Source organism: Carnobacterium gallinarum DSM 4847, assembly GCF_000744375.1.
GTDB lineage: Bacteria > Bacillota > Bacilli > Lactobacillales > Carnobacteriaceae > Carnobacterium > Carnobacterium gallinarum.
This window is the reverse complement of record NZ_JQLU01000005.1, coordinates 2,405,122-2,430,350: the sequence shown is the minus strand read 5'-3', so window position 1 is coordinate 2,430,350 and position 25,229 is coordinate 2,405,122. Positions and strand designations below refer to the sequence as shown.

Below are 25,229 nucleotides of genomic sequence, written 5' to 3'. Positions count from 1 at the left end.
AAAAAACGCGCATCTTTATATTACTACATATACAATTTTTTTGATAGATATATATAACATTCTTATAATAAAAAAATAACGAAACTTCAAATAGAATGGACTTATTGCTTATGAGCAATCAAAATTACTTAGATCTTTTATTTTAAAAATATAACCTCAACCTAAAAAAACACCCTCCTTGCAGAGAGTGTTCCTTCTTTTATCTTCCCTCTATTTTATCAACCCTTTAAACATAGGTTGCATAAAGTCCCAAAGTGCGTCGGGGATCACCAAATCATCACGTTCTTCCTCCACAATATAATGGCGAATCAGCTCTTCTTTGTCATTTAAAACTTTTCCAGCCCACCTTGGATCAATAATCATTTGTTTGCCCACCGCGACTAAATCCGAGTACTTCAGCGCTTCTTCTGCATCTGTCTTCGTTTTAACATTACCAACAGATATTAACGGCATCCGAGAATCAATCGTTTCGTATAAATACTGTAATAGACTTTTCTCTTGATGGCTTTCCGAATGAGGCAATTTACTATAATCTGATAACGATACATGTAAATAATCAAGTTTTTCATCCGCAAGTCGATTTACTAAATATAACGTATCCTCCAAAGTAATCCCTGGTTCAGTTGGTTCTTCTGGTGAAAAACGATATCCTACAATAAAGGGTTTATCAGTAGCATTCGCTACCGCCTTCGTCACAGATGCAATAACAGATTCAGCAAATAAATATCTCTTTTCTCTAGTTCCACCCCATTTATCGTCTCTTCGATTAGAGTGGGGAGAAAAGAATTGCTGAATCAAATAGTTGTTAGCACCATGAATTTCAACTCCATCAAAGCCCGCTTTAATCGCTCTTTCAGTAGCTAAACCGAAATCTCTGATAATTTGTTCTATTTCAGCTTCTGATAACGCTCTTGGAGTTTGAGCTCCTGCATAAACTGCAGCAATCGGACTTGCCGACACAGGTTGCTCCCCATTTAAAACTTCGGCAGCAACCGTCCGTCCAACATGAAATATTTGTAGAATCGCTTTAGTTCCATTTTTTTTAATGCCATTTGAAATTTTAGTCAGACTTGGAATCATTTCATCGCTCTCGACACTTAATTCACCATTGTAGCCCTTTCCTAGCGCATTTACATTAGAAGTTCCCGTAATTATCATGCCCACATCCCCTGATCGCTTCGCATAATAATTGACCTCGTCACTGGTAACTTTACCATTATGAAAACTCAGCGTTGTTGTCATCGGCGACATAACCAGTCTGTTTTTTAATGTCTTTCCCGATCTTAATCTTAGTTCATCCTGTATTCTCGTCATTATTCATTCCCCCGAATTTTTATTTTTCACTTACTTTTTGTAAGTTATATATTATTATACATTATTTCCATCTAAAATACACACTTTTTTTTCTTTTAAAATTAAACATTTTATAATCAGAATCAACTAAAAAAGATAGAACTGCTATTTTATAGCAGTTCTATCTTTTATTTAGATACTTTTTTAATAAAATTTATCATTCCTTATTCTAAGAAAAACCAACTTTATTTCCCTTTCATTTCCACTATTTTCTTTAACAATAAGGGTAAACAGATGAAAAGTTTTGTAGTAGATATAAACAAAAAAGACATTGATAAAATTAGCATCGGTGAGGTAGCTAAACCTATTGCTAAGAAAAGAGAAGCTCTAATTAAAGTCATGGCGGTTCCATTGAGTTCATGGGAACTAGACTTTGCTAAAGAAGAGGTTTTTGCTATAGCTAATTATAAAACTACTTTTGAATCGTTGGTAGGAAAAGAATGATTTGGCAAGAATGTTGTTGATTTGGAAGAGTTGTAAGGGAAAAGAATATAACTTTAGCAGAATTTTAAAATAAATAAGCTCTTATTTAAGCAACGAAAATAGCTATCATAAAAGAGTCACTAACTCTGGATTCATGCTCCAAGTTAGTGACTCTTTTCATAATAATTTTTAAAGTTCATTTCTAGCTATTTTGACACAGAATCCAAAAATCCTCTCGACTAATTTTTCAGATTTTTACACTTGCCCTATGCTTCATTCTAAAAAGAGAAAACAGTAGAACACATAAGCTTAAAACAGCCCCCACTGATACTATTACTATTGAATTTTCCTCACCTGTTTTTGGAAAATTTCTTTGATTCTCTGAATCTTGATGTACTTTTTCACTATCAACTAATTTATTTGTCATTGACACTTGAATGAGTGATTCTTGATTTTTTTCAATAGTAACGTTTACTGGTGTTTGATCTAGAACATAGCCTTCTGGAGCTTTAGTTTCCACAAACTGATAGTCTCCTGGCTCTAGACTTTCCACTATTATTTTTCCAGATTCATCTGTGAGTAAGTTACTTTGAATGACGATTCCTTTACTGTCCAGTAAGTTAAATACAGCTCCTTGTAATTCTTTTCCTGTCTTACTGTCCTTCTTCGTTAAAACAGCCCCACCTTTACATAGTTCATTAACCATTGAAACTTGAACGGCTGATGTTTGACTTGCCTCAATAGTAAAAACTAGTGGTGTTTGATCTAAGATATAACCTGTTGGAGCTTTCATTTCCACAAATTGATAATTTCCTGACTCTAGTCCGTCTACTGCTATTTGTCCGAATTCATCTGTTATCAAATCACTTTGAACGACATTTCCTGCGCTATCTTCTAATTTAAATACGGCCCCTTGCAATTTAGTTCCAGTTTTACTATCCATTTTCGTTAGCATTACTGAACCTTGATAAAGCTCATTCGTCATTTTAATCTGAACTGCCTTTTGTTGATTCGCTACAATTTCAAAAGTTTGAGGAGTAGCGTCTAATATATAGCCTTCTGGCGCGCGAACTTCAACAAAAGAATAGAAACCTTTTGCTAACCCATCTACCTTTATTTCTCCCTTGATGTTTGTTGTAAGATTCTCTTTAATCGTACTACCTGATGCATCAACTAATTTAAAAATAGCTCCTTCTAACACCTGAGATGATTGTTTATCTTTCTTTATTAAAATAGCTGACTGATTTGTTCCACTTCCTCCACCACTACCACCAGTTTCAGGAGTATAAACGTCAACTGTTACTTCATTAATATTGCTCCCAATTAATTTCCCTTTATTTTCATATTGACTAGATATCCCGCCATCTGTAGCACGTGTATCATAATAAATAACGGATGATTTCGTTAAATCGCCATAGTCAACTGTAAATGAAAATCCATCTACACCTTCAACGATATTTGAAGGATCTAAATTAGAATCCCAAATATAATTATTTGATCCATCATAGGTACCTAATGTCGCTTCAATCGTTCCTGAAACAAGAATTTGATTGCTGCCTATAAAATCAGTATAAACTGCATTTTTAATCTCCTTTCCTTCATAATTCACTCTAACTACCCAATGTATTAAAGTCGGATCATTATCATCCGCCCAGCCCCACTTGGTTAACTTTTCATCAGGCCCAATTAAATTGTCATCATCAATAATAATTGAACTCCCACCTGTACCTAAATCAATATCTACCTCATCATCAATAGTTACCTTACTCTTATCCCATTGAGTAAATATATCAAATGACCCCTTCTTTTCATTTGGATGATTTTCATAGTAATCGGTAAACACAATTGCAACAGTCCCAGTGTTTTTATCCACAGTAGCATATCCAATAACATTTCCAGCCGGATCTTTTACTGCAAAACCTAAACTACCCGAAATTGTTAATTCTGGTGGCAATGTTACCGTCATTGAGTCCCCCGAATGAATAGATACATTGTCAGGAATAACAAATTCGTAATGCGCTATCATTGTAGCATGTAGACCAAAATGATCTTGCGGGTCGCCATTTTCATCTTGTAATTCAGCATTTGTGATAAATTGATTGCTATAATCTTTAGCTGCAGTAGCCTCTACATTTAAAGCCAAATTACTAAAAATCCCCATTACAACAAGAAAAACACTGAATATAGTTGGTATTTTTTTTGAGTACATATACTTCCTCCTCCATTACGCCTCATTGTTATATGTTGGTATTTATTTAAGCAACTATAAACATATACCATTACACTATAATATAAAACACCACATACTGATTACTTGTTATTGAAACAATTTATTTCATGTTTATAGAATCCAATTGTGCTATATAAAACAATTGCAATTTAATAAGTGTCATGTTATAGTTTAGTTGTTATTTTTACACTCATTTTCAAATAATTTTGATCCACATCTTTTTTTTAGATAACTAGGTTGAAATTAATTAGTTGTTAATCAAATTTATAAGGAGATGAAAGCGGATGCTTCAATACTTTGTTAGCAAGAAAGAGCTTTTTAAAGTTGATCTCTTACATTCGCTTATTACCGCAGAAAAAAGAGTTTTCCTAAAAGATATTATGACTAGTATGAATATCTCAAAAAATTCTGCTCTCAGATATATTGACGAACTAAGCTATGATTTATCGTCCATTTTTACTTCGATAGAGCTTTTAGCCTCTACTACTGGAAACTACTACATAAAAAAAGAAGGAATGATTGATAACTCTTTTATTATTGATAGTGTAAAAGAATATTATATAAAAAAAAGCTCTCTCTTTTTAGTTTTTGAACAAGTTATTCAAACGAACAACTCCATTGATACACTAGCAAACTCATTAAATTTTGCTTCCTCCACCGTTTATAATAAAATCTCAATTCTCAACAAAATAGCCCATTCATTTAATGGCGAAATTTCGTTTTCCGATACCGGACGTTTCAAAGGAAGCGAGCTTGGTATTAGATTTTTTTTATATGTCATTATTTCATTTGCGAATAAAACACATAAAGAAAATCCTTTTAGCTCTAAAATGCCAGAATCTTTCTTACAATTAGATAACATAAAGAAAAATTTAATAACTCAGCCATACCTATCTTCCTCACAAGAAATGAGATTAAAAATGCTACAAGGTATCACACTTTATAGACTATATTATCGAAAAAAAATTGTGAATTTGAGCCCTGAACTTCTAGAAGACATACAATTCTTCTACGAACCTAATTTTATTCTTGCCACAGGGAAAAATGACAGTGATTCATCTATAATAAAAAATGAATCGATATTTTTTTGTTTTTTAGTTCGAGGATTAATTTTTGACATAGATACTTTTGAAAAAAAGAAAGAAATTGTAGCCCGCTATGAAGGATCCGACTTAAAAGTTGCGATGGATGTAGGCTGTATCATGACAGCTTTTTCAAAACATGCTGCATTCGACTATACAGAGGAAGGATATATAGAATCTTACTATTTATTATTAATGTCTTTTACTTACTCTCAATTCATTAATGTTGATTTTATTGATTTTCATGAAAATTACTTAGAAACAAAAGGAAAACATTCAAAAATAGATACAAATTTCAAAAAAAATAATAAAATAATAGTGGATTTTTTGTCTGATCGTGTATTTGAACAGCAAATAGCAACTCTATCAGATGACTTAAAAAAACAACTAAGTCATATACTATACTTTATTTTTGATATCAACAGTAAACCATCTAAGGTAAAAATTTATATTCAATTTTCAAAAAATGTCTATACAGGCTCAACTCTAATTACGTCTCTACAAACAACGTTTAGCAAAGATTCTATTGAAATTACTCATAATCCATATATTGCAGATCTAATCATATCTGACGCTTACGAAGGTGACGAATTCACTGCTGAACGGTTCTATTTTGAAAATCCCTATGATTATGATGAATGGAAAAAGTTATTACAATTTGTGACGAACATAATTTACAGAAAATCCTTTTTTAAAAATATTTACTAAAGCCAGAAATAGAAAAATCTTATCCTGAGATGACTGTATTTTTTAATGAGCCAACACCAATGACACCCATCGTCTTGAACGTTTTCCCTTTGCAATGAAGTCTCCTCTGGGGAAAGTTCTAAATAAAGAAGAGATTACGATGTTAGAAGTAAGTGAGTTCTTATTACAGCTATATTCCCCGAAAAAAAGATTATTCTCTCCTTTATTTAATTTTGGAGAACATATAAAGCTCTTAGCTCAAAAAAATGGTTTCTAAACTCAATTTGATGACTCACAACTATTATTAAGTAAGTTTCTCAAAGCTGACAGACTGTCGTCACACCTCTATGATACGATTGTTTTTGTAAGACACTTTTAGCTTCATTAGGAGGACTATTAAATGACAAAAAATGATACATTTCCAACACCAACACGTATTTCTGTAAACGGGGTGGATTTAGAAGTTTTTGAAGCTGGACAAAAAACTGGAGGGCAACCTATCGTTCTCTGCCACGGATGGCCAGAGCATGCCTACTCTTGGAGACATCAAGTGACTCCTCTTGTAGAAGCAGGTTATCACGTTATTATACCTAATCAACGCGGGTACGGGTCCTCTTCTTGTCCAAAAGAAGTCACAAACTATGATATTGAACATTTAACTGGCGATCTTGTTGCTCTATTGGATCATTATCAGTACAAAGAGGCCATTTTTATGGGGCATGATTGGGGCGCAAGTGTTGTTTGGAGCATGGCTTTGCTGCATCCAGCACGTGTTCGTAAAATGATTAACTTATGTTTGCCTTACCAAGTTCGTGGCGAGAAACCTTGGATTGATTTTATGAAAGATGTTTTTGGAGAGGACTATTATTTTGTTCACTTCAACAAACAGCCAGGTGTTGCAGATGTTCTATTAGACGAAAATATAGCTCAATTTCTTCATAACTTATATCGGAAAAATGTTCCATTACAAGGTCCTGTAAAAGGAATGGAAATGATTCATCTAGCGACAGCAACCAAGCCATTAGGAGAACCTGTGATGAGCGATGAGGATCTTGCTATTTATATCTCCGGATTCAAGAAGACCGGTTTCACTCCAAGCATCAATTGGTACAGAAACCTCAATCGTAATTGGTATATATTAGGTGCTGTATCTCCTATTCTTCATCAGCCGACATTGATGGTATACGGCGAAAAAGATATCATTCCGCCACTTCAAAATATAAAAGATTTTGTACCTCATATAGATGTTAAGAGTTTGGACACTGGTCATTGGATTCAAGAAGAAAAACCTGAAGAACTCAATCAAATGATTTTAGAATGGCTGGAAAAATGAGTGAAGCCTTATTTTTTAGTCGTCAAACAGAATTTATTGATTGGCTAGACAGCCATCACTAAACAGCTAGCGAAGTTTGGGTCCTTTTTTTAAAGAAAAAGACCAACAGAACTAGTCTCACTTGGTCTGAATCAGTAGATTGTGCCCTATCATTTGGTTGGATTGACGGAATACGAAAAAAAGTTGACGAAGATCGCTATAAAATCCGTTTTACGCCACGTAAACCAAATAGCCTCTGGAGCAAAGTTAATGTGCAAAAGGTGCATAAACTAATAGAACTCAATCAAATGAGACCTGAAGGACTGACTATTTTTAATCAAAGAAAGGATCAAACAGGCTATTCTTCCGTTCATAGGAATGTTACTCTGATAAAAGAATATGAAGATAAAATCAGAAAAAATCCAAGCGCTTGGGAATTTTTTAATCAGCTTCCACCTTCTTATAAAAGAGATTCTATTTGGTGGATCATGAGTGCCAAAAAAGAAGAAACGCAGATAAGAAGATTAAATCGATTCATTACTTCATGGGAAAAAGGAGAAATATTGAGACTCTAGTTTTTTTTAATTACTAAGAAAAGTAGTACAGTCGATTTAAGACGAATGGTGTATCATTCATTTAAAAAAATAACCTGGTAATAAAATACAACAACAAAAAACGATCAAAAATAACTTGATCGTTTTTTTGTTGTTAGTTAAAAAGGAAAACAATCTTTTCTAAAAGAAATTGTAGTTAGTTTTGATGTTAGTTTGCTTTTTTGAAAAAAAGAAGCACCAGAAACATTGATAAATCAACGTTTCTAGCGCTAAAAAAGGCTTTACCCCACACTGCCTTCCAGCAGAAAGTTAGCTTTTTCTGAAGGTTCTAAGGGGCTCTAAACGTTGATATAACAGTATTCTATTTTTCTAGTGAATACTGTTGTATCCCGTTAATTTTTGCCAATTGTAGTTAGTTTTGAGTTAGTTTCGAACTATTTTATCAAGAATAAAATGGATATTTTTGGGGATTTTAGTAAGAATTTGCGAGCTGGAACAAATACTAAAATAAGTGATACTACCAAAAAATGAACTTCACTTAACATTTCTAATAATTGATTCGGCTACTCTGACAATAACCAATCGACGATATAAATAATTGGAATGCCATCTATTTGCTCTACATCATAATATCTACCAGTTACAACTATTTTTTTATAATTATCTTTGATATTTAAAAGGTTATCCGTTTCATGTGTATTATTTGGTAATTCATATGCCACTTGTACGTAAAGAGTCTCATCTAGTTTTCTTGCAACAAAATCGATTTCTTTACTATCAAGTCTTCCGACATCTACAGTATAACCTCTTCTCATTAATTCTATATAAACAATATTTTCTAAACGATTACTATAATTACCGTCTTTTCTGCCAACAGCATTTCTACGTAATCCAGAGTCTACAATAAAGTATTTCCCATTAGTTCTAAGGTATTCTCGTCCACGAATATCATATTGTTTGGCTCGATAAAATAAATAGCCATTCTCAAGCAAATCTAAATAACGATTTACAGTATGAGTAGTTGTTTCAACACCTTCACTTTTTAAAGTATTCACAATTTTTGATGCATTAACTAACTGACCAACATTATCTGACAAAAAGCGAATGATTGATTTTAAGGCTGTAGGATCTTTTACACCTGCTCTTAACGCAACATCATTTAAAACAATTGTATCAAATATCCCAGATAAAATAGTATCTTTAATAGATTCCTCTGCAATGACAACACTAGGAAATCCACCATATTTTTCGTATTCATCATAAGCGCCATCTACTTTACGAGATTTTGCTTCAATTCCTTTTACGCTTAAAAATTCATGAAAAGAAAATGGATAAATGGGAATTTCAATATAGCGTCCGCTTAAAAGTGTCGCTAATTCACCTGATAACATGTTTGCGTTTGAACCTGTAATAATAATATCGCTATCGAAACTAACTCGAATACCATTAACAACTCGCTGCCAACCTTCCACAACTTGAATTTCATCAAACAACAAATAAATTTTTTCATTATCTTTTGGGATCAATTCATTCAATTTTTTACGAAATTTTTCTTCAGTTGTAATTGTCTGATAGTCAAAGCTTTCAAAATTCATGTAAATGATGTGATCCTCAGGTACATTTTCTTGTAGTAAGTATTCCTTAAAAAGCATTAATAAGACTGACTTTCCAGAACGGCGTACTCCTGTAATAACCTTTATGAAGTCAGAATCTTTAAATTGGATAAGTTGCTTAAGGTAAGTAGGTCTTTGAAACATCTCTATCACTCCTTCGAAGTAAACTTCTATTCAATGTTAATTTTACCATTATTTGAAGTTAACTTCAAATAATGGTGTTTTATATAAATTAAAGAAGTTTAAACAACAGCCTAGGATGAGAAAGTAACCAATAAAAATAGAGATACAACTTTTAAATAAATTATAAGAAGGAGACAAAATAATGAATATAAAAAAATACAAAGCGATTACGCTGTTTAGTTTACTAACAGTCCTAATCGCTTTTTTTATTTCCCCTATTACTTCATTCGCTGCCACAGTCAATTATGAAAAAGTAGCAGATTACATTTCCACTTGGCATGTCAAAGCATTAGGTGGTTTGCACTGGACCGATGAAGGCATCCATATGATTAAAGCGGACAATCAACCTGCTTTCTGTATTGAACATGGCACACTTCTTACTGGTGGTTCTGGATTCACCCCATCAGAACTAACTATCGCAGAAAAAGAACGCCTTTCATTAATCGCGTACTATGGTTACCAAATAGACCCAACTGTTGATAATTATGGAATAACTCAAAACTTAGTTTGGCTCGAATTTGGCGATGAATTATTAACTACAAATATTCCCAATTTTGACAATCGAAGAAATGAGATTTTAAATCAAGTCAAAAATCATAATACTAAACCGACTTTTAATAACCAAATCATCAATCTAAAAGTTGGCGAATCTGTTACTCTAGAAGACAAAAACAATGTCTTGTCCAAGTATGTTAAGCAGCTTAGTAATTCTGCTAACCTCAAAATTGAGAAAAACGGCAATAAACTGACATTGACTGCTACGAAAGATTCAAAGGAATCTGGAACCATTAAATATAGTATTGCTGATTCCAATTCAGTGGGTCAAAGCTTTGTTTATGCTAAACCTAATGAACAAAAAGTCGCCACCTTTAAACTTTCAAATGCGGGTGAATTCAATCTGAATGTCAAAGTGAAACTAAATGGCACTATCAAAGTAAAGAAAATCGATAAAGATACAGGAAAACCTTTACCAAATGCTAAATTGAAATTTGAGTACGACAATCAAACCAAAGAAGTGATGACAGATTCTAACGGACTTGCTCAAATAAATGATATTACTCAAGGAACAACCGTAACGATTAGTGAAGTGACTGCACCAGATGGTTTCTTTAATCAAGGTGAACTAAAAAAAGTGATGGTGGAACCAAACAAAACCATTGAAGTTATTTTGGACAATAAACCTCAAAAAGGACAACTTTCCCTAATGAAAAAAGGAAAAGTACCTGTAGGAATTGAAAAAAATGAAACAGAATACGGTGATTTATATGAATTCAAATTTGATTATCAACCTCTTGCAGGTGTAACTTACGAAATTCAAGCTACAGAAGATATCAAAGTAGGCAGTACCACTCACGCTAAAAAAGGCGATACCCTGGCTACTGTTGTAACGGGTGATGATGGAGAATTAATTGATATGCCTCTTCTCTACCTTGGTAAATATCAAGCTATTGAAAAATCGGCACCTGATGGATTCATTATTGATTCCACTCCGATTCCTTTTGAATTCACTTATCAAGGACAAACGATTGAGTTGGTCTCTGAATCCTTATCCGCTACCAATGAATTTCAAAAAATAAAATTAACCCTTCACAAATCTGAAGAGATTATCAAAGATTGGAAAGAAAACCTCCCTATTCTTGATGTCCAAGAAGCAAATGATAAAATATTTGGTTTATATACGAATCAACCTATGACCTTCACTGATCAAGAACTCCCTCAAGACTCTTTAATTAACTATGGAACAGTCGAAGAAGGTCTTTTAACGTTGGATGAGCTTCAGTATCCAGAAGGTGACTATTACTTTAAAGAGCTAGATTCAGGCACTGATCATGGCTTGAATCCCAATAAGTACCCTTTTAGCTTCAAAGCTGAAGATAATGATTCACTGAAAGAAATTACGATCTATGAATCTCCTACCGAAGAAGGTTCTGATATTCCAATCTTAAACAAACTACATTTTAATGAATTTCGTATCAAGAAAACCAATGAACAAGCGACATTAAAAAATAAAAATGGGTATGAATTTAATTATGATGGTCTAGGAACAGGTGCTGAATTTACACTTGAAGATGAAGATGGGAAAGTTTTACAAATCGTTTCGATCGACAAAGAATCTATAGGTACTTTTTCAAATATTCCTGTAGGGACATTCTATCTGAAAGAAAAGTCCCCTTCTTCCGACTATTACCTCCCTCTTGATTCTATCATTCAAATAACTTCTACTAAAGAAGGCATTAAAGCAACAGATATGGACGGAAAAGTGATAGGAGAACAACTTTCTGAAAATGAAGAAACAACTATTCTACTAGATATCAAAAATGACTTAATAAAAGGAAGTGCTGAATTAACGAAGAAAGATGTTTCTACTGGTGAAATTCTTCCAAACACAGATATTAGAATTCTTGATGAAAATAAAAACTGCATTATTGAAGGGAAAACGGATGAAAAAGGAATCTTCACCTTTAAAGAGTTACCAAAAGGAATCTATTACTTCCAAGAATTTGGTGCGCCACAAGGCTACCAATTAGATCAAACACCAGTGAAGTTCGAAATCAAAGAACATGGAAAGGTGGTGAAATGTGACATGACAAATAAAAGAACAGAAACAAACCCATTGCCACAAACAGGAGAATCACGCAGTTCTCTTCTACTTGGCATTGGGTTTGCCTTGTCTCTGAGCGCATTAGCTTTTATTGGCGCAAAGAAAGTAAAAAAATCAAAAGAAACTAACGACTAAACACAAGAATCTACTTTCTAAAAGATTCTTGTGTTTTTATGTATTCTAGGAGGCTAAGTATGAATCCTATTCGCTCACCAACAACAGACTATTAAAAATGAAGAAATTTAAATCAACTAAAAGAAAGAGGTAACTAAAAATGGAATTAAAACACATTATCCCCAATATGGAAAAAACATTCGGTCAGCTGGAATATGCTGGTGAAGGAACAGTTGAACAAAGAAGAATCAATGGAAAACCGACTGTATTCTCTCGTAGTTACAATCTTTACTCAACGATTCAACGCGCAGATGATATTGAAGTCATTTTACCTGCCGATGCTGGTGAAAAGCATTTTGAAGTAGATGATAAAGTGAAGCTTGTGAATCCCAAAATCACAGCTGAAGGATACAAAATTGGAACGAGAGGATTCACAAATTACATCATGCACGCTAATGATATTGTGAAATTATAGGAGGAAAAAATTATGAGATTAGCTGAGGGAATTATCATTGAAAAAGAAGAAACATTTGGTACGTTAAAATTTTCGGCTTTGCGTCGAGAAGTTCGGATCCAAAATGAAGATGGAACAGCTTCAAACAATATCAAAGAACGCACTTACGATTTAAAATCAACAGGTCAAGGACGCATGATTCAAGTAAGTATCCCTGCTTCTGTTCCACTAAAAGAATTTGAGTACAATACAGAAGTGGAATTAATCAATCCAATTGCAGATACAGTCGCTAATGCCACTTATCAAGGTGCAGATGTAGACTGGTATATTAAAGCCGATGATATTAAACTAAAGGAAAAAGTGCAAATGTCAAAAAAAGAACCTGCTAACGGGAAATAGGAAGTATGTTAGATGATTTCTAAATCGCTTGTGATAGAACCTATTCCTAGAAAACAGGCAATATCTTTTATTCGACGTTACCACTATTCAAAAGTGATTCCTAGATTGTGCAAATACTTTCTAGGAATCTACTGTGAAAATGAATTGCTAGGTGTAATCGAGCTTGGTTGGGGAACTCAGCCATTACAAACGATTCGAAAAATTTTTCCCGAACAGAATTTAGTTACAAAGGATTATTTAGAAATTGGGAAAATGTGTTTTCTACCCAAAATGAATCAAACGAACTACTTTGGTAGTCTTGCTCTTTCGACGCTTGTTAAGTGGCTTAAAGAGAATACAGACTGTCTCTTTTTATATACGTTAGCTGATGGGATTGAAGGAAAATGTGGCTATGTTTATCAAGCTGCTAATTTTTATTATGGCGGTTACTTCAAGACAAGTGTTTATCGGCATAGTAAAACTTCTGAAAAAATTCATCCTCGAAGTGCGCGAATTTTGTTAGAAGAAAACGCCCAGTTTGATGGTGTATCTAAAAGAAATTGGTTAACTCACGATTTTTGTGAATATAAAGGCATTGAAAAGATTAATGGCCGTATGTTTCGTTATCTTTATCCTTTAACAAAGGATGCTGAAAAACTCCTGAAACGCTCACCAAAGTATATGAGAGGCAATTACCCAAAAGAAAATGAACTTCGATTTGAAAAGCGAATCGCTTATCGAAAATACGAAAGAATTCCCCAACCATCTTTTGATAAAAATTGTCATGCATATACCACACAAAAGTTTACTCTAATGAAAGGAGACTCTCAAAATGAACTGAACTTATCGCGGAAAACGAATTAGACCGAGTAATAAACAGTTGCTTTATCATTTTACACTTGCTAGACTACTACCTCTTTTCCTTTCTATTCTTTTGTTGTTCTATCATAAACAACTTCTTCAAACGAACTGGGAAACTGTAAGTCTTATAGATGCAAACATCCAATTAAATATCCCCTATTTAATGAGCAGTTTCTTCACTGCTCTTTTTGTTTGCCTTTTAGTAACTTATCTTTATTATCACTACCGAATTGACCATATTAAACAAATGCAGCACCGTCAAAAACTAGCTCGAATGATTCTAGAAAATGGCTGGTATGAATCCGAACAAGTACAATCAGACAACTTTTTTAAAGACTTAGGTAGTAGTAAAACGAAAGAAAAAATCCGTTATTTTCCAAAAGTTTATTATCGTTTAAAAGATGGATTGATTCATATTCAGGTAGAGATCACAATGGGAAAATACCAAGAGCAACTTTTGAAATTGGAAAAGAAATTAGAAACAGGATTGTATTGTGAACTTACAGATAAAATTCTCAAAGACTCTTATGTGGAATACATCCTTCTTTACGATACGATTAACAGTCGGATTACCATTGATGATGTTCAAACTCAAAATGGGCAATTAAAATTAATGGACAACATTTGGTGGTCTTATGACTCCCTGCCCCATATGTTAATTGCTGGCGGAACTGGTGGAGGAAAAACTTATTTTATCCTAACGATTATTGAAGCTCTTCTTCAAACCAATGCCACTATTTATGTCCTTGATCCAAAAAATGCTGACTTGGCTGACTTAGAAACGGTTATGCCAAATGTTTATTATAAGAAAGAAGACATGATCGACTGCCTAAACCAATTTTATGATGAAATGATGCTACGAAATGAAACGATGAAATTAATGGATGGATATAAAACTGGTAAAAATTATGCCTATTTAAATTTACCTGCTCACTTTTTAGTTTTCGATGAGTATACTTCTTTCATGGAAATGATTGGACGTGACAGTATCGAAGTGATGAGTAAATTAAAACAAATCGTGATGTTAGGACGGCAATCTGGATTTTTCTTGATTTTGGCTTGCCAAAGACCTGATGCAAAATATTTAGGTGATGGCATCCGTGATAACTTTAATTTCAGAGTAGCTTTAGGCAGAATGTCAGAACTTGGCTATAACATGATGTTTGGCGAAAATGATAAAGACTTTTTCTTAAAACCTATCAAAGGTCGTGGCTATGTAGATGTTGGAACAAGTGTCATTAGTGAGTTTTATACCCCTTTTGTTCCAAAAGAGCACGATTTTTTAGAAGCTATTCAAGAGCTCAATCAACACAAGCAGGCTGTGGCTGCATCGTGCGAAGCGAAAGATGCAGATACAGACTAGCTTGTTGTTGGTGTGGCGCAAGCCACACCAACAGGTTCAGCCCCCCTATACCTAACAGGGGGGCACAAAAACAACTGGAAATAGTTCTTAAAATATCCCAAAGCCCTTACTCACAAGGCTTTTGAAAATACTATGCAGATGTAAACTAAGTACCAAAAGTTTACATCTGCCTTTTTTATTGGAGGTTTGCGATTGAATACAGATGAAACTTGGAGAAAAGAACTAAAAAATAAACGATTAACTTATGGTCTCTCACAAAACAAGCTCGCCCTAGCTTCTGGCATTACTCGTTCCTATATAAGTGACATAGAAACTGGAAAAGTAATGCCTACACTTAAGTTAAAAGAAACTCTAAATAGCACTTTAGAAAGGTTTAACCCAGATAATCCTTTGGAGATGCTTTTCGATTATGTCCGAATTCGATTCCCCACCGATAAGGTGGCTCATGTGATTGAACATATTTTACGAATCAACATAGATTACATGCTTCATGAAGATTTTGCTTTTTATGGTTATCAAGAACATCTTCGTTTTGGTGATATTGTTGTCATGATTTCTTATGATAGTACCAAAGGCACACTACTTGAACTCAAAGGAAAAGGGTGTCGTCAATTCGAAAGCTTTTTGTTGGCTCAACATCGTAGTTGGTTTGATTTTTTTCGGATATGCTTAGAAGAAAAAGCAGTCTTTAAACGACTGGATCTAGCAATTAATGACAAAGTTGGCATCTTAGATATTCCTGAACTGACCCGAAAATGTAAACAAGAAGAATGTATTTCAGTTTTTCGTAGCTTTAAAAATTATCGTTCTGGAGAATTGGTTCATCGTGACGAAAAAGCAGATATGGGAAACACCTTATATATAGGCTCACTGAAAAGTGAAGTCTATTTTTGTATCTACGAAAAAGATTATGAACAATACGTCAAAAATGCTGTCCCTATTGAAGAAGCAGACATCAAAAATCGTTTTGAAATTCGTTTAAAAAATGATAGAGCCATACATGCTGTTCAGGATTTACTAGCTTTTAACAATGCTGAAAAGACAGCCTTTGATATCATTAACCGCTATTTACGGTTTGTAGATAAAGATGAAACAAAACGTCGAACAGATTGGGAGACCAATGAACGTTGGGAATGGTTTATAGGCAAAGATCGTGGCGCTCTAAGATTAACAACCGAACCTGAACCCTACTCGTTTGAACGAACATTAAATTGGTTACGGCATCAAGTTGCGCCAACTTTAAAAGTGGCTAAAATGTTGGATACCTTAAATAAAACAGATATTGTAGATGAACTTATTCGTGAGGCTCGTTTAAATGAGCGACATGAAAAAATAATAGAACAACAATCTTATAGTACGGAGGACGTCATCTTATGAATCGTCTAACAAAAGAATTAAAACTACTGGGATTTTTTTGTTTCAAAGAAAATGAACTATATATGTTAGATACAGGAAAGTACACTTCTTTAGTCATTGAAGGATACAAGAAACCAAGCGACATTTACTATCAATACACCTTTTACAAACAAACTTTTCATAAGTACCACTCTAATAGTGTCACAACATATGGAAAACATTTAACCCCTGCTAAATTGCTAGAACGTGTGCGCATCTATTTATCGAACAGAACAAATTATTTAAACGGAAGGAGCAAAATAGAATTATGAACTTTGGACAAAATTTATATACCTGGTTTTTATCCAATGCACAATCGCTCGTTTTAATGGCCATTGTTGTGATTGGCATTTATTTGGGCTTTAAACGTGAATTTTCAAAACTCATTGGATTTTTAGTGATTGCTTTGATTGCGGTTGGATTGGTTTTCAATGCAGCTGGTGTTAAGGATGTACTGTTGACTATTTTTAATAAAATTATTGGTGCTTAATGTATATTGAATATCAAAGAAGAGTTTGATAAAATTTTATTAAACGAAGGTGGTGATTGATTAATGGAAGTTTTTACTGTAGATAGTATTAAAATTATGATACCTGTCTTAACATCATTAGCTGTATGCTATATTACTCTTTATTTTACACACAAAAGAAACAAGGAAACACTCAATCTACAACAAAAAAATCATATAGAGAGTATGAAAATAGCAGAAAAAAAATATCAAGAACAGTTAAGTATCAATGAAGAAAACGAGAGACTAAAATATTTACCCTACCTATCTATTGTTCCAAAATATAAGAACAATAGATTTGAAGGTGAAATGGATAAAATTGACAATCTTAGTATTAGACCAATCCCTTTTGAATTGATAAATGAAGGAGCAGGGATTGCTTTTTCCATCCATCTTGACTATTTAGATAATGATGTCAAACCTAAAAATATGAGAAACATTGCTGTTGCTTTTAAAGACAACTACAAAAATGGGTATAATATTCTTGGTGTAAGGGAACCTATTGATACAGACGTTTTACGTGTTCAGAATCAAACTGAATTTTGTTTGTATTTAACTGCAATTGATGAAAGTTCCAACATGGTTGATCCTACTACTGACATCAATTGGAAATTTAACATTGTATTTTGTGATATTCAAGAAAGACAGTATAAACAGACTTACTCTTTCTATACCTCAACAGGAAATAATAAAATTGTTAGAATTAATTCATATATGCCTCAACTAATAAAGTAATTATTTAAAAACAACAAGTTTTTTGCTTGTTGTTTTTTTATTTTAAGAAAGGATTGAATGTAACTTGGACATGCAAATTTATATTGCTAATCTTGGCAAGTACAACGAGGGTGAACTGGTTGGCGATTGGTTCACACCTCCTATTGATTTTGATAAAGTTAAGGAACGAATTGGATTAAACGATGAATATGAAGAATATGCCATCCACGATTATGAACTTCCATTTGATATTAGTGAATATACCCCAATATCAGAAATTAATCGGAAATGTGCAATGATTGAAGTATTAGAAGGTACCCCTTTCTACGAAAATATATCTGAATTTATGAATGACTGGTTTAGTGATATTGAAGAATTAATAGAAAATAAAGATGATATCATTTGTTATCCAGATTGCGACAGTATGGAGGATGTGGCTCGTTACTATGTAGAAGAAACTGGAAGTCTTGGTGAGGTTCCAAGTAATTTACAGAACTACATTGATTACCAAGCGCTGGGACGAGATATGGAACTTGAAGGAAATTTTTTAGTAACATCTCATGGAGTATTTGAGTATATTCATTAAAAGACTGTAATTTATGTTCATTTTTCTGGTATATTATAATTATCAATACTTTGTACAAAAGGAGAGTCTCTATGGAAAAAGAACGACTAATTAAAAAAATTGATATTTTTATGAATCAAGCTCGCCAAGCCAATTGTTATTTTTTAATAATTGAGCAATTTAAACAAAATAGAAGTAAATATTATCAGGAAATGAATCTCTCTAGTGCTTTTTACTCATTCACATACAATTCTTTAGTGGTATCAACTTTTATGGAGCTCTCTAAAATATACGATAGCCACAAATATTCAGAAAATATTCAAAAATTAATAAAAGAGTGCAGAGAGAATATTGATTACTTTCCAAATTCTTATCCCAATGAAAAAATAAAGGTAGATGGTGAAATGTATGAATATTCATTGCCTTTCCATCATACTGTAAAAGAATATGAAACTGAATTTTTTCAGAAAGAAGTAGAAAAAGAACGACTTATAAACAAGCAACTGAACATTAAAGAATTACCGATTCAAGTTGAAATGACTATTGATAGATACTTCGAACTTTATGAATGGCGTCTGGAAAAAATTCAGCCTAAAATAAAGAATTTACTAAAACAACGCAATAAAGTGTATGCTCATAATGATGAAGCTACTATGAAACATAGTTTAGATGAAATTATTAATTCGTTCCCTTTAAATTTTAAGGAAATTGAGGAGTTATTATCCTTTGCTTTAGACTTCTGCCGATTTTCATACGCAATGCTAACTGATATTAATAAAGCTATTGCTCCTGTAAATATTAATGATTGGGAAAATACTTTAACACTTGCAGGACAAGGTGATAAATATCAAAAAATAGAAATAGAAAAGCAAATTGAATATCTAAAAAATATTTAAATTCATATATAAGATTTCTAGAGTAGCCTATTAAAATGGCTGCTCTTTTTTTGAAAGGAGCGATTATTTGAAAAAAATAAAAAGTTACACCAGCATCTGGAATGTCGAAAAAGTCATTTACGCTATCAATGACCTACAACTGCCTTTTCCTATTACATTTACACAAATGACATGGTTCGTGGTATCCATTCTTTTTGTCATTCTATTTAGTCATATGCCACCTTTGTCCTTCATTGATGGGGCGTTTCTAAAATACCTTGGCTTACCCATCGCCATTACTTGGTTTATGAGTCAAAAGACATTTGATGGAAAGAAACCCTATGGATTCTTAAAATCCATCCTCTCCTATTTTTTTCGCTCTAAACTAACGTATGCCTACAAGCCTATAAAATTAAACACTCAAAAATTAAATGAATCCATTACAATTGTAAGGAGTGAACTTTATGAAGTATCCGATTAAATATATTGAAAATAACCTGGTATTCAATCATGATGGTGAATGCTTTGCCTACTATGAATTGATACCTTATAACTACAGTTTTCTGAGTCCAGAAGAAAAGTTTCAAGTACATGATAGCTTCCGTCAGTTGATTGCTCAAAATCGGGATGGAAAAATTCATGCCTTGCAGCTTAGTACCGAATCCAGTATTCGGGCCACACAGGAACGATCTAAAAACGAAGTCACTGGTAAATTAAAAGAAGTCGCAGCTAAAAAAATAGACGAACAAACTGAAGCGTTAGTTGAAATGATTGGAGACAATCAAGTTGACTATCGCTTTTTTATTGGCTTTAAATTATCCTTAAATGATCAAGAAGTGACAATTAAGAATGTATCAAACGAGTTTTGGATTTCTTTACAAGACTTTTTTCATGATGTAAATCATAAACTTATGGGAGATTTTGTCTCTATGAGTAATGATGAGATTAATCGTTTTTCAAAAATGGAACACCTTCTTGAAAATAAAATCTCAAAACGCTTTAGGATTCGACGAGTATCTAAAGATGATTTTGGCTATATCATTGAACATATTTATGGACAAACAGGAATGCCGTATGAAGAATACTCTTATCATCTGCCAACTAAAAAACTAAAAAAAGAGACTTTGGTAAAACGGTATGACCTCTTAAAGCCGACACGTTGCTTAATCGAAGAAAATCAGCGCTATTTGAAAATTGAAAATGAAGATGAAACAACCTACGCTGCTTATTTTACAATCAACTCTGTTATTGGAGAACTTGGCTTTCCTAACAGCGAAATCTTTTATTACCAGCAACAACAATTCTCTTTCCCAATTGATACTTCAATGAACGTAGAAATTGTGACCAATAAAAAAGCTCTTTCTACTGTTCGGAACAAAAAGAAAGAACTCAAAGATTTAGACAATCATGCGTTTGAAAGCAACAATGAAACGAGTTCAAACGTCGTAGAGGCTTTAGATTCTGTAGATGAACTTGAAAGTACCTTAGATCAAACAAAAGAGTCCATGTATAAACTAAGCTATGTTGTTCGTGTCTCCGCAAGTAATCCAGATGAATTAAAACGTCGATGCAATGAAGTCAAAGATTTCTATGATGATTTTAGCATCAAATTGATTCGACCTTTTGGTGATATGCTTGGGCTACATGGTGAATTTATTCCAGCCTCCAAACGGTATATAAACGACTACATCCAATACGTTACCTCTGATTTTCTTGCTGGACTAGGTTTTGGTGCGACTCAAATGCTAGGAGAAACAGAAGGTATCTATGTAGGATACAACCTGGATACAGGAAGAAATGTTTATCTAAAACCTAGCCTAGCTAGTCAAGGTGTGAAAGGCTCTATTACCAATGCCTTGGCTTCTGCCTTCATTGGTTCTCTTGGTGGTGGGAAATCCTTTAGTAATAATATGCTTGTTTATTATGCTGTTTTATTTGGAGGTCAAGCCGTTATCGTTGATCCAAAAGCAGAACGAGGAAACTGGAAAGAAACGTTGCCCGATATTGCGCATGAAATTAATATTGTGAATCTGACAAGCGAAGAAACCAATAAAGGGCTACTTGATCCATATGTCATTTTAAAACGTCCTAAAGATAGTGAAAGCCTAGCGATTGATATTTTGACATTCTTAACAGGAATATCCAGTCGGGATGGTGAAAAATTCCCTGTCTTACGAAAAGCGATTCGTCGTGTTACCAAAAGTAAAACGCGTGGTCTCTTACTTGTTCTAGACGAACTAAGAAAAGAAAATACGGTCATCAGTAACCATATAGCCGATCACATTGAATCTTTTACCGACTACGATTTTGCTCACTTATTGTTTAGTGATGGAACTGTTGGACAGTCTATTAGTTTAGATAAGCAGCTTAATATCATTCAAGTTGCGGATTTAGTTCTTCCTGATGCTGAAACAGGTTTTGAAGAATATACGACAATGGAATTACTAAGTGTCGCTATGCTCATTGTTATTAGTACCTTTGCTTTAGATTTCATTCACTCTGACCGCTCTATCTTTAAAATTGTTGACCTAGACGAAGCCTGGAGCTTTCTTCAAGTTGCTCAAGGAAAGACCCTTTCGATGAAGCTAGTCCGTGCTGGACGAGCCATGAATGCAGGGGTCTATTTTGTTACGCAAAATGCGGATGACTTACTGGATGAAAAACTAAAAAATAATCTTGGATTGAAATTCGCTTTCCGTTCTACGGATATTCATGAAATTAAAAAGACACTGGAATTCTTTGGTATTGATAAAGAAGATGAAGGCAATCAAAAACGATTAAGAGATTTAGAAAATGGTCAGTGTCTCCTTTCAGATTTATATGGTCGTGTAGGTGTAATTCAATTCCACCCGATTTTTGAAGAATTACTTCATGCTTTTGATACAAGACCACCTGTGAGAAAAGAGGTGTCCTAATGAAACCCAAATGGTCTTTAAAGAAAATCATCTTATCGCTACTTCTACTGGTTGGGATTATTTTACTTTCGCTAATTTTGCTAGGAACCTTTGTAGAAGCAGCTGGGTTAGTAGACGATACCATTAATTCCAGTAATGTGTATTCAAAATACCCTCTTGATAATTACCAACTCGATTTTTATGTCGATAATTCATGGGGCTGGTTGCCTTGGAACTGGGGTGATGGGATTGGGAAACAAGTAACATATGGTCTTTATGCCATTACCAATTTCATTTGGACAATATCACTGTATCTTTCAAATGCGACAGGTTACTTGATTCAAGAAGCGTACAAGTTAGACTTTATTTCTCAAACAACTGATGCAATTGGTAAGAATATGCAAACCATTGCAGGAATTACGAAACATGGCTTTTCCAGTTCTGGATTCTATGTGGGCTTCCTACTGATTCTAGTTTTAGTTTTGGGTATCTATGTCGCTTATACAGGATTATTAAAACGCGAAACTACCAAATCTGTTCAAGCCGTTATCAACTTTTTCGTAGTCTTTATTTTATCTGCTTCTTTTATTGCTTATGCACCTGATTACATTCAAAAAATTAATGAGTTCTCTGCCGATGTAAGCAAAGCAAGCTTAGATATTGGCACAAAGATTATTTTGCCTAATTCTGATTCTAAAGGGAAAGACAGTGTTGATTTAATTCGAGATAGCCTATTTTCTATCCAAGTACAACAACCTTGGCTTCTTTTACAATACGATGATTCTAATATTGAATCACTAGGAGAATCTCGTGTTGAAAAACTTCTTTCCGTTAGTCCAACACTTAATGACGGAAAAGACAGAGAAACGACTGTTAAAGATGAGATTGAGAATAAGAAAAACAACAATTTGAGTATCAACAAAGCCATTAATCGATTGGGAACTGTCTTCTTCTTATTTTTCTTTAACATCGGCATTTCTATTTTTATCTTTTTACTCACAGGGATTATGATCTTCTCTCAAGTCCTCTTCATTGTCTACGCGATGTTTTTACCAATTAGTTTTCTGCTAAGTATGATTCCTAGTTTTCAAAGTACTAGTAAAAAAGCTGTTATGAAGCTCTTTAATGTCATCATGACTCGTGCTGGTATTACCTTGATTATTACCGTTGCTTTTAGCATTTCTACCATGTTGTATTCATTGTCCGCAAGTTCACCCTTTTTCATGACGGCATTCTTACAGATTGTGACGTTCGCTGGTATCTATTTAAAATTAGGCGACTTGATGAGTCTGTTTGCATTACAAAGCAATGATTCTCAAGGTGTTGGAAAACAAATTTTCCGTAAACCTAAACGCTTAGTTAATCGCCAAACAAGAAAAATCCAACAGCAACTCAGTAAAAGTCTTACTTCAGAAGGCTCGCCTTCTAAAAAGAAAGCAGCAGCTAATAGTAAATCCGTTCCTCAAACTCATGACAGACAAAATAATGTTCCTTCACCTATTAAACCGAAGCAACCATTATCAGAACGACTTGGGAAAACAACAGGCAATGCGCTAGATATCAAACAACGAGCAAGTGATAAAACCAAACTGTTAAAAGAACAAACCAAAGATTTACCGACACAAGCGAAATATGCGATTCATAAAAAGAAAGTTCACTTAAAAGAAGGCATTCAAAACTTTTCTGATACGTCTAAAAATACACCACAAACAAATCAAGCCGAACGATTGAAAAAACAACATCAGCATCGACAAACAATCGCTCAAAAAAGAGTAGAAATGGAACAAGCGAAAACCAATCGTAAAGCTAGCACAACTAAAACTCACAAGAAAACAAATTCAAAAATACCAGATCATCAACGACCACTTACACAAGATACTATTAACCCCTATCCAAAATCAGAAAAAGCAAGTGTATCAACTACACCAACCATCCGTGAAAATAGATACTCTAAAAATGAGAGTCCTCACCCTAAAAACTCGCAAGAAAATCAAGCTCCGAGAAACACGACACAGAAAAAAAAGAAACCAAACAAACGAGGTTCTAAAAAATGAAACTCTTAAAACTAAAGTTTACTCTACTACTTGGTAGTTTATTTATGATCCTATTTGGATTAATTTTCTGCATTACCCTTTTTTTCTCAGATGATGACAGTAGTGCTCAAGACTCTTCTGATACAAGTGGGTTGTCTGTTTCAAAGGAGGTTCTTTCTCATAAGAATACCGTTGAGAAATACTGCAAGGTATATGACATTTCAAAATATGTTCACTATATTCTTGCGATTATGCAAGTAGAATCTGGTGGGAAAGGGCAAGATGTGATGCAAAGTAGCGAGTCTCTAGGACTTCCTCCAAATACCTTGTCTACTGAAGAATCAATTAAACAAGGCTGTAAGTACTTTAGCGAACTTATGAAATCTTCCAATGACTTAGGCTGCGATGTTGATTCAGTCATTCAATCCTATAATTATGGTGGTGACTTTCTTCAATACGTTGCTTCTCATGGAAAGAAGTATTCATATGAACTAGCAGAAAACTTCTCAAAAGAAAAATCGGGTGGAGCTAGGGTTAGCTATCCCAATCCAATTGCCATCCCCATTAATGGTGGGTGGCGATACAACTATGGAAATCAATTTTATGTGAAATTAGTTTCTCAATATCTAACAGTGACTGAATTTGATAATAAAACTGTCCAAGCAATCATGGATGAAGCGTTGAAGTATCAGGGCTATCCTTACGTCTTTGGTGGCGCCAGCCCTGAGACAAGTTTTGATTGTAGTGGTCTTACGTTATGGTGTTTTGGAAAAGCAGGCATAACCCTTCCTAGAATCGCTCAAGCACAGTATGACGCCACACAACATATTCCACTAACTGAAGCAAAAGCTGGGGACTTAGTTTTCTTCCACTCAACCTATGATACATCAGACTATGTTACACATGTTGGCATCGTCGTATCCCCAACTCAAATGTATCACGCAGGAGATCCCATTGGTTATGGTGATCTTACCTCATCCTATTGGCAACAACATCTGATTGGTGCAGGTAGAATCATTACTAAATAAGAGAAAGG

General features: G+C 33.9%; 22 protein-coding genes. 19 read left to right on the top strand and 3 right to left on the bottom strand.

Annotation, left to right across the window (positions count from 1 at the left end; genetic code table 11):
• Nucleotides 1-210: 210 nt before the first annotated feature.
• Nucleotides 211-1,314, bottom strand: coding sequence for an NADH-dependent flavin oxidoreductase (locus BR43_RS16095; RefSeq protein WP_034563796.1), 1,104 nt, complete (start codon nt 1,312-1,314; stop codon nt 211-213).
• 273 nt (nt 1,315-1,587) lie between these two features.
• On the opposite strand from BR43_RS16095, the gene BR43_RS16090 reads away from it, so the two are divergent.
• Nucleotides 1,588-1,797 (top strand): hypothetical protein, encoded by a 210-nt coding sequence (locus BR43_RS16090; protein ID WP_034563794.1) that lies wholly within the window; start codon nt 1,588-1,590, stop codon nt 1,795-1,797.
• 226 nt (nt 1,798-2,023) lie between these two features.
• Here the strand turns inward: BR43_RS16090 and BR43_RS16085 are convergent, their stop codons facing one another.
• Nucleotides 2,024-3,985: a SpaA isopeptide-forming pilin-related protein gene (locus BR43_RS16085; protein ID WP_051934003.1), complete on the bottom strand. Its 1,962-nt coding sequence runs from the start codon at nt 3,983-3,985 to the stop codon at nt 2,024-2,026.
• Between the two features lie 305 nt (nt 3,986-4,290).
• Between BR43_RS16085 and BR43_RS16080 the strand changes: the two genes are divergently transcribed.
• The 3 genes from BR43_RS16080 to BR43_RS20495 all read left to right on the top strand — a co-directional run bounded on the left by BR43_RS16080 (nt 4,291) and on the right by BR43_RS20495 (nt 7,662).
• Nucleotides 4,291-5,796, top strand: coding sequence for a helix-turn-helix domain-containing protein (locus tag BR43_RS16080; RefSeq protein ID WP_034563792.1), 1,506 nt, complete (start codon nt 4,291-4,293; stop codon nt 5,794-5,796).
• 379 nt (nt 5,797-6,175) lie between these two features.
• Nucleotides 6,176-7,108, top strand: a complete 933-nt coding sequence (locus BR43_RS16075) for an alpha/beta fold hydrolase (RefSeq protein WP_034563790.1) — start codon at nt 6,176-6,178, stop codon at nt 7,106-7,108.
• A 251-nt stretch (nt 7,109-7,359) separates the two neighbouring features.
• On the top strand, nt 7,360-7,662 hold the full coding sequence (locus tag BR43_RS20495; RefSeq protein WP_245617877.1) for a YdeI/OmpD-associated family protein: 303 nt from the start codon (nt 7,360-7,362) through the stop codon (nt 7,660-7,662).
• Between the two features lie 542 nt (nt 7,663-8,204).
• On the opposite strand, the gene BR43_RS16065 is transcribed toward BR43_RS20495, so the two are convergent.
• Nucleotides 8,205-9,398 (bottom strand): ATP-binding protein, encoded by a 1,194-nt coding sequence (locus BR43_RS16065; protein WP_034563788.1) that lies wholly within the window; start codon nt 9,396-9,398, stop codon nt 8,205-8,207.
• Between the two features lie 181 nt (nt 9,399-9,579).
• Here BR43_RS16065 and BR43_RS16060 point away from each other — a divergent pair, with 181 nt between their 5' ends.
• The 15 genes from BR43_RS16060 to BR43_RS15990 all read left to right on the top strand — a co-directional run bounded on the left by BR43_RS16060 (nt 9,580) and on the right by BR43_RS15990 (nt 25,221).
• Nucleotides 9,580-12,174, top strand: a complete 2,595-nt coding sequence (locus tag BR43_RS16060) for a SpaA isopeptide-forming pilin-related protein (protein WP_034563786.1) — start codon at nt 9,580-9,582, stop codon at nt 12,172-12,174.
• Between the two features lie 139 nt (nt 12,175-12,313).
• Nucleotides 12,314-12,628, top strand: coding sequence for a YdcP family protein (locus tag BR43_RS16055; RefSeq protein ID WP_034563784.1), 315 nt, complete (start codon nt 12,314-12,316; stop codon nt 12,626-12,628).
• A gap of 9 nt (nt 12,629-12,637) precedes the next feature.
• The gene (locus tag BR43_RS16050; protein WP_157464078.1) at nt 12,638-13,006 is read left to right on the top strand and encodes a YdcP family protein; all 369 of its coding nucleotides are present in this window, start codon (nt 12,638-12,640) and stop codon (nt 13,004-13,006) included.
• Nucleotides 13,007-13,018: 12 nt separating this feature from the next.
• Nucleotides 13,019-13,849, top strand: a complete 831-nt coding sequence (locus tag BR43_RS16045) for a Mom family adenine methylcarbamoylation protein (RefSeq protein WP_034563780.1) — start codon at nt 13,019-13,021, stop codon at nt 13,847-13,849.
• Nucleotides 13,845-15,209 (top strand): FtsK/SpoIIIE domain-containing protein, encoded by a 1,365-nt coding sequence (locus BR43_RS16040; protein ID WP_034563778.1) that lies wholly within the window; start codon nt 13,845-13,847, stop codon nt 15,207-15,209. Before BR43_RS16045 ends, BR43_RS16040 begins: the two co-directional genes overlap by 5 nt.
• A 177-nt stretch (nt 15,210-15,386) precedes the next feature.
• Nucleotides 15,387-16,586, top strand: a complete 1,200-nt coding sequence (gene mobT / locus BR43_RS16035) for a MobT family relaxase (RefSeq protein ID WP_211252963.1) — start codon at nt 15,387-15,389, stop codon at nt 16,584-16,586.
• Nucleotides 16,583-16,876: a hypothetical protein gene (locus tag BR43_RS16030; RefSeq protein WP_034563774.1), complete on the top strand. Its 294-nt coding sequence runs from the start codon at nt 16,583-16,585 to the stop codon at nt 16,874-16,876. The genes mobT and BR43_RS16030 overlap by 4 nt, the downstream gene beginning before the upstream one ends.
• The gene (locus tag BR43_RS16025; RefSeq protein WP_034563771.1) at nt 16,873-17,094 is read left to right on the top strand and encodes a hypothetical protein; all 222 of its coding nucleotides are present in this window, start codon (nt 16,873-16,875) and stop codon (nt 17,092-17,094) included. Before BR43_RS16030 ends, BR43_RS16025 begins: the two co-directional genes overlap by 4 nt.
• A 63-nt stretch (nt 17,095-17,157) precedes the next feature.
• Complete coding sequence (locus BR43_RS16020; protein ID WP_034563767.1) at nt 17,158-17,847, top strand: hypothetical protein; 690 nt, start codon at nt 17,158-17,160, stop codon at nt 17,845-17,847.
• 70 nt (nt 17,848-17,917) lie between these two features.
• Nucleotides 17,918-18,412, top strand: coding sequence for an antirestriction protein ArdA (locus BR43_RS16015; RefSeq protein ID WP_211252962.1), 495 nt, complete (start codon nt 17,918-17,920; stop codon nt 18,410-18,412).
• Nucleotides 18,413-18,483: 71 nt separating this feature from the next.
• Nucleotides 18,484-19,287, top strand: coding sequence for an AbiU2 domain-containing protein (locus BR43_RS16010; protein ID WP_034563763.1), 804 nt, complete (start codon nt 18,484-18,486; stop codon nt 19,285-19,287).
• 67 nt (nt 19,288-19,354) lie between these two features.
• The gene (locus tag BR43_RS16005; RefSeq protein WP_034563761.1) at nt 19,355-19,747 is read left to right on the top strand and encodes a conjugal transfer protein; all 393 of its coding nucleotides are present in this window, start codon (nt 19,355-19,357) and stop codon (nt 19,745-19,747) included.
• A complete protein-coding gene (gene tcpF, locus BR43_RS16000; protein WP_034563759.1) occupies nt 19,731-22,181 on the top strand; it encodes a conjugal transfer ATPase TcpF in 2,451 nt (816 codons plus the stop codon). The genes BR43_RS16005 and tcpF overlap by 17 nt, the downstream gene beginning before the upstream one ends.
• Nucleotides 22,181-24,214: a CD3337/EF1877 family mobilome membrane protein gene (locus BR43_RS15995; protein ID WP_034563758.1), complete on the top strand. Its 2,034-nt coding sequence runs from the start codon at nt 22,181-22,183 to the stop codon at nt 24,212-24,214. The genes tcpF and BR43_RS15995 overlap by 1 nt, the downstream gene beginning before the upstream one ends.
• Complete coding sequence (locus tag BR43_RS15990) at nt 24,211-25,221, top strand: bifunctional lytic transglycosylase/C40 family peptidase (RefSeq protein ID WP_034563756.1); 1,011 nt, start codon at nt 24,211-24,213, stop codon at nt 25,219-25,221. The genes BR43_RS15995 and BR43_RS15990 overlap by 4 nt, the downstream gene beginning before the upstream one ends.
• The last annotated feature ends 8 nt before the right edge of the window (nt 25,222-25,229 follow it).